The sequence below is a fragment of the Phormidium sp. CCY1219 genome (assembly GCF_055795085.1).
In genome coordinates this window covers 1-6143 of record NZ_JAYFEQ010000244.1, presented here as the reverse complement: position 1 = coordinate 6143, position 6143 = coordinate 1, and the positions used below count along the sequence as shown (strand labels likewise).

General features: G+C 51.0%; 4 protein-coding genes. 1 reads left to right on the top strand and 3 read right to left on the bottom strand.

The window, feature by feature from the left end; translation table 11 throughout:
- Positions 1–227 precede the first annotated feature (227 nt).
- Complete coding sequence (locus AC0QH1_RS02660) at positions 228–1862, bottom strand: CHAT domain-containing protein (RefSeq protein ID WP_324629249.1); 1635 nt, start codon at positions 1860–1862, stop codon at positions 228–230.
- Between the two features lie 246 nt (positions 1863–2108).
- Entirely contained in the window at positions 2109–2708 is a 600-nt protein-coding gene (locus AC0QH1_RS02655; RefSeq protein ID WP_324629248.1) for a hypothetical protein, read from the bottom strand.
- Between the two features lie 569 nt (positions 2709–3277).
- Here AC0QH1_RS02655 and AC0QH1_RS02650 point away from each other — a divergent pair.
- Positions 3278–4975, top strand: a complete 1698-nt coding sequence (locus AC0QH1_RS02650) for an EAL domain-containing response regulator (protein WP_324629247.1) — start codon at positions 3278–3280, stop codon at positions 4973–4975.
- A gap of 118 nt (positions 4976–5093) precedes the next feature.
- Here AC0QH1_RS02650 and AC0QH1_RS02645 read toward each other — a convergent pair.
- The coding region (locus AC0QH1_RS02645; protein ID WP_473154727.1) for a WD40 repeat domain-containing protein at positions 5094–6143 on the bottom strand (1050 nt) is incomplete at its 5' end.

Sequence of the window (6143 nt, the reverse complement as noted above, 5' to 3'; positions counted from 1 at the left end):
CGACTAAAGTCGCCGTTCGTTTTTCATCTACGTTTTAAAAAACGTAGCTTTCAAACTCTCGTTTTTCTTTCGTAAAAAGAGTATCAAGAGGCAGAGAGCCTCTTTTTTACTCAATTTATTCTAACCTTCATCCTTTATCCATTTTGGAGGGTAGGCATTACCCACCATCTCCTAGATTGTCCCTGGTTCCGCCCTGGGGGGAACCCACTCCCTGAGACTTCCCACAATCACGGATCCAGATTGAGAGATTCCACGACGAATTCCAGGGTTTGGCCTTGAGAGCTGCCAAATTTGAGCAAACTCCCGGATTCGAGTTGCACTTCTTGATGGTGAACTTTTTGCCAACCATTGCTGCGTTTAATCAGAGTCCCGTAGCGAGAAAAATCGCGCAAGAAATAAACCGGATCGGCGCGAGTGCCGGAAATATCGCGACAAAAGATTTCGGCATGTTTTTGGGAAACCCACCGTTCTGGAATAACTAAATCATTTTCCGATCGCCGCCCCACCCGCATCATGCCATTGCGAAGTCGCCAGACTTTGTGGGTATTGTGCAACAGGCGCAAGCAAGCCACAGTAAATGCAGAGCGCATTCCCGAAATAGTATTTTCCGGCAATTCGGTGATTAACGAGTCGAGGGGTTGGATGAGAACCCCATCGAACTCCGGATGCATGTAAAGCACCGGCAAAGTCCAAGCGGGTTGATTGAATTTATAAATGGTTAAGAGCTGTTGGCGGGCGATCGCCACGGCGCGATCGATGGGCATTCGTTCGGCAAGCGATCGGGCAAACCCTTTGATAAAGCTAATTGCTTCTTCATCAGTAATCGAGTCGCGCATACCCAACACTGCCGGCACCCCATGATGGATCAGCACTTCGGCTAAACTGCTGCGTTCGATCGCCCGTCCATTTTGCCGATCGCTCTGGGCACCCCAGCAAGCATTAAACACCGCTAACGTCACCTGAGTGCGGACCAGCACTTGGGCCAATTCCGTCCCACTGAGGGTGGTGCCATTTTGCAATAAGAGCTGCCCGCCGGCTGGGGCACAGACCCCATGACCGGCATAAAAGAAAATATTGTAAGTCCCATTTTCCAGTTCGGCGATCGTTTCGGCGGGAGACGGTTGCACTAAGGTTTTCACTTGACAGTGAACCGGAACGAGATTATCGCTGCTTTCGCAGCTTTGCGCCGATTCTTCCAATAACTGGGCCAGGGCGAGGGCTTCTTGTTCCAGTTGCAAGCATTCCGCCGCAGTAGCCGCAGAGGTTTCCGCCTCTTGTCCCAAAACCAGGAGAATGTTTAACGATTGACTGGTGCGGCGCGGGGCGAGCGGATCCACATCGCTGGTGGTGCGGCTAAAACGTAATTGCGGGTTAAGAGAAATCGTCGGTTTCCCGGGACGGGGTTGCATGATTTCCCAGGGTAAGGCAATTAACTCCGGGTCGCGAATTTCCAAGCGCAGGCGCAGGGGTTGATTTTGCCCGATCGCAATTCCAATGCTTTGGGCGAAGCTATTTTGAATCGAACCGGAAAAGACCCATTGCCACAGTTGCAGCCCCAATTCCTGCATGAGGCTGGCGCTGTAACTGGAAAGCCCAGAATTGCCGACATTGCTCAGGGGATCGAGCAGATTGGGGTCATTCGCCGCCGAGAGGTTCCACACCGAGGAGAGGGGCTGGGTGGAAAAAAGCTGCTGCCACCCTTGCCAGGTGTGGGTTAAGGCATCGGGCCAGCTACAGTCATGGTGAACGTAGCCTCCCGGAGAGGGGGCTTTGAGAACCCATATGGCAAAGTGTTTTGCCGAGGTAGAGGTTTTTAAAGGAGCGATCGCGATGCTCAGGCAAGGAATCTCAGACCAAGACATTCATGCAAGGTTGGCGCTAGGGTGACAAAATCCTTCTACCATTGTATCGGTTCTGGGGTGCAGATGCCCTGAGTTGCCAAGTTACCGCAAGCACCTGCGCGGAAAGCTACCACCGGAAAGGGGGAGATGGCCTCGCGCAGGCGCTCGGAGAAAATTTTTGTTTTGCCTCGATTGAGATAAAATCTCTATAGCATCGAACAACTGTTCTGAAAAACTGAGACGGTGGCTCAGAGAAATCTCCCGGGATCAATTGGGAAGTTGCGAGAGGGCATAGCGGGCGATCGCTAAACTCACTCGCGCTTTTTCGATTTCGGATAGCTCCGTCCAGGCTTTCTGAGTAAGTGCGGCTAAAGAGGAGTCCAGGGATTCACCCCGCATGGCATAGGCAAAGGGTCTGGCCAAGACTTGTAAATCCTGAGCGGGCCATTGGGGTAGCACGGGATTGACGCACTGAACCAGTTGTTCGGCAAAAGAGCGCGAGGCGGTCTGTTGCGATCGCGCTTGAGTGGCGATCGCTTCTAACCAGGTGTGGGGCACCCAGGCTCCAAATTTTTGCTGCAAGGCAGTTTGCAAGGTTTCGAGCAGGGAATCCTCGGCGGCGGTATCCGACCAGAGGCGTTCCAGGTTGGCGATCGCCTGCGGACTTGTGGCCTCGAGCAGCTCTTCGAATGCATTTTCAAACGGCAGTTGTGCTTCTGCTGCTTGCAAATACGCCTCAGTCTCCGGATCCGCTGGATTCCAGGGATAGGGAACTTCGGCGATCGCCACTGCATCTAGCAGCTCTAGCTCAATTTGGGAGCGAGAATACTCCCGAGTTTCAATATCATCAAGTGGTTTCCTTGTCATTTCGATGCTCCTGTTGAGTCGATTGATGGATTTGCTTGGATAGGCGTAGATACAATAGCGACCCCACCGGTTCCGCAACTGCCCCGAGGATGAATCTGGTGGTGAATCTGGTTTTACACTTAGTTTGCATATTTTATCCCGATTCAGTCTCCACAGGTCAACCGCCTGTCTTACGCCGCATTTGCGCTTAAACACTTTTTCAGATAATGTTATCAGCTCTACGAGGCCAGTATTTTTAGTCTCTGTCGGTGTTTTGACTTACCGCCATTCCCGACTTGATTGGGCTTGTTTTGTCATTAAATTATGCAAATTAAATGCGTTATCCCTTCGCCAGAGTTGGGAAAAACGCCTAAATGAGTCGCTGCCAATCCAAGACTTACGAGTACATGTGGTATTATAATAAATTTAGCTCCTATCGTCATCTAATAGAGCCACGCGGGAATCCTTTTTTACATCGGATTCGATAATTCCAAACTCTTGCCATCCGGTGTGTTTTTCTACTCATTTGAGAGCGCGCTGCCTTGGGCAAAGCTACTCTAAAATAAACCAGAGTCTTGAGCAAAACGGCTATGACAAAAATCCTCGTCATCGAAGACACCTCGGAAATTCTTAACAACCTTTTGGATTTTCTAGAGGCAGAAGATTTTGAAGCGATTGGTGCGGAAAATGGCATCGAAGGAGTGGTACAAGCTCGCTCCCACGAGTTGGATTTGATTATTTGCGATATAATGATGCCGGAACTGGATGGGTATGAGGTACTCAGCCAATTACGGGAAGATCCAAAAACGGCAAATATCCCGTTTATTTTTTTAACGGCAAAAAGCGATCGCTCCGACTTGCGACAGGGCATGAATCTCGGGGCGGATGATTATCTCACAAAACCGTTTACTAAGGCAGAATTGCTCGAAGCGATCGAGGCGAGATTGAGACGATCGTCCCAACAAGTGGAGCAACTGCGACAAGTCTCGGAACAACTCGATCGGTTAGAAAATTTCGATACCTTAACCGGGTTGCCCAAGCTCGAAGCGTTAGAAGGAAAAGAAGGAATCCTCGATCGCGTCATTGCCAGAACCGATGCCACCAATCGTATGGTGCCATTCTTGCTATTGGGCTTGGACAAATTCGGACGAATTAACGATACCATTGGCTACGGGAACGGAGACATTATTTTACAAAAAGTCGCCCAACGTTTGTTGGAGTTTATCGAAGTGTTTGATGTGGGAGGCGTTGCCCGGATTAGCGGAGATGAATTTGGGATTATTTTGCCGCCAATGAGCGATCGCGACTCGGCGGTGTCTCTCGCAGAAGAACTCCTCAGAGATATCTCCAAACCCGTGGAAATCGGACGCAAATCGATTCCCCTCACCGGTACGATCGGGATTTCATTTTATCCCACTGCCCCCAATTTAGATGAATTGCGACGCCAAGCCGGTGTGGCAATGGGAGAAGCAAAACGCGAAGGAGGCAATCGCTGCCAGATTTACACCCGCCCGATGTTTGGATTTGATGCTGCAAAAGAATTGCAACTGGCAGCCGATATTCGCCAAGCCTGGGAGCGAAATCAATTACAAGTATTTTATCAGCCGCGAGTGGATCTTCGCAAGCGCAAAATCGTTGCAGTTGCCACAGTACCCCATTGGAACCATCCGCGCGTGGGGGAAATTTCGCCAGTGAAAATTATCTCGTTAGCTACTGAGGCAGGTTTGCTCACAGAGATGAGCGAATGGATGTTGCGAGTGGCGGTGGGACAGGTGAAAAATTGGCAGGCATCTCGACTACGGTTAAGAGTTGCGGTGAGTTTGTCAGAAGCATTATTTAATGATGTCAACATTCAGCGGATTGTGGTGGATGCTTTGCAAAGAAGCGGCATAGACTCGCAATATTTGGAAGTGGAAATTCCGGCGGAGACGATCGCGAATGCCAAAAATGCCAATCAAATGGCATCGAAGTTAATTGCTTTCAAACAACTGGGTATTCAAACCACGATTTCTCAATTTGGCATCGGGCAAAGCGCGATCGAGTATCTGGGAGAACTGGCCCTGGATAATTTAAAACTCGATCGCACTTTGGTAAGCAATGCATCCCAAAATGCACCGCTAATTAATGCGATCGTCAAGATGGCGCAGGGACTCAAATTGCGGGCGATCGCCGATGGGGTGGAAACTGAAGAGCAAGCGAATATCCTGAAAAAGCAAAAATGCAACGAAATCCAGCAACAAGCTTCGGTTTCGGAAGCAGAAATTAGGCGCATGTTTGGGAAACGGTAGCGATCGCCCATTTCCGTTTAATCCAATCATCGAGAATGCGATCGGGACACGGTAATGCCGTGTCCCTCGGTTTTTGATGGGCATTGATGAATTAACCCCACCATTAAAAAACCGGGGATTATTGCAATTGCCAAACGATAATTGTACCCCGATCGCTACCCGCAACCACGGTATTTCCATCCTCGCCAAACGCCACCGATCGCAAGGGATTTTCGGCTGACAAGGTACTGATAAGTTCCCCCGTTTGCACATCCCATAATTTCACGGTGCGATCGCGACTGGCGGAGGCGATCGTGGTGCTATCAGGACTCACGGCGATCGCGGTAACTTCGCCCTGATGTCCCTCTAGGGTATCGGTTAACGAACCACTCGCCGCATCCCACACATTTACCCGAGTATAACTGCTGCTGACCAGGGTTTCGCCGTCGAAAGTATATGTGAGAGAGCGAATGTAAGACGAGCTGCCGGTGAGCGTTTGCCGTTCTTCCCCCGTATTCGCATCCCAGATTTTAATGGTATTGTCGGCACTTCCACTGGCGATCGCCTGCCCGTTGGGATGATAGGCAAGTGCGAGAACCGTGCCGCCATGACCTTTCAGAGAGCGAAGTTCTTCCCCGGTACTCACATCCCAAATTTTAATCGCGTTTTCTTTGATGACGCCGCCAGAACCACTGGCAAGTCTTGTGCCATCGGGACTAAATGCCACGGAATGCACTTGGTCGCGATGTCCGTATAAAGTATTCTGAAGCTGTTTGCTTTGCAAGTTCCACAGTTTAATCCGCCCGTCAGCGCTGGCGCTGGCGAGGGTGCGATCGTCCGGCGCGATCGCCAAAGACCAAATCCAGCCTTTATGTCCGTCCAGAGGGCGCAGCAGTTCCCCGTTGCTCGCATCCCACAGTTTAATCCGTTGGTCCCGACTGCCCGTGGCAATAATCTCACTGCCCGCGATCGCCACCGTTTCCACCGCCTCAGAATGCCCGGAAAAGCGATTCGCCAGAACGATGTTAGGCGCGGGGGTTATCGGTTCCGGTTCCGGTGTGGGAGAAGGTTGCGGCGCAGGAGTTGGCGTTTCTCGCGGTTCTTCTGGCGCAGGAGAGGGCGTTTCTCGCGGTTCTTCTGGCGCGGGAGAGGGCGTTTCTCGCGGTTCTTCTGGCGCGGGAGAGGGCGT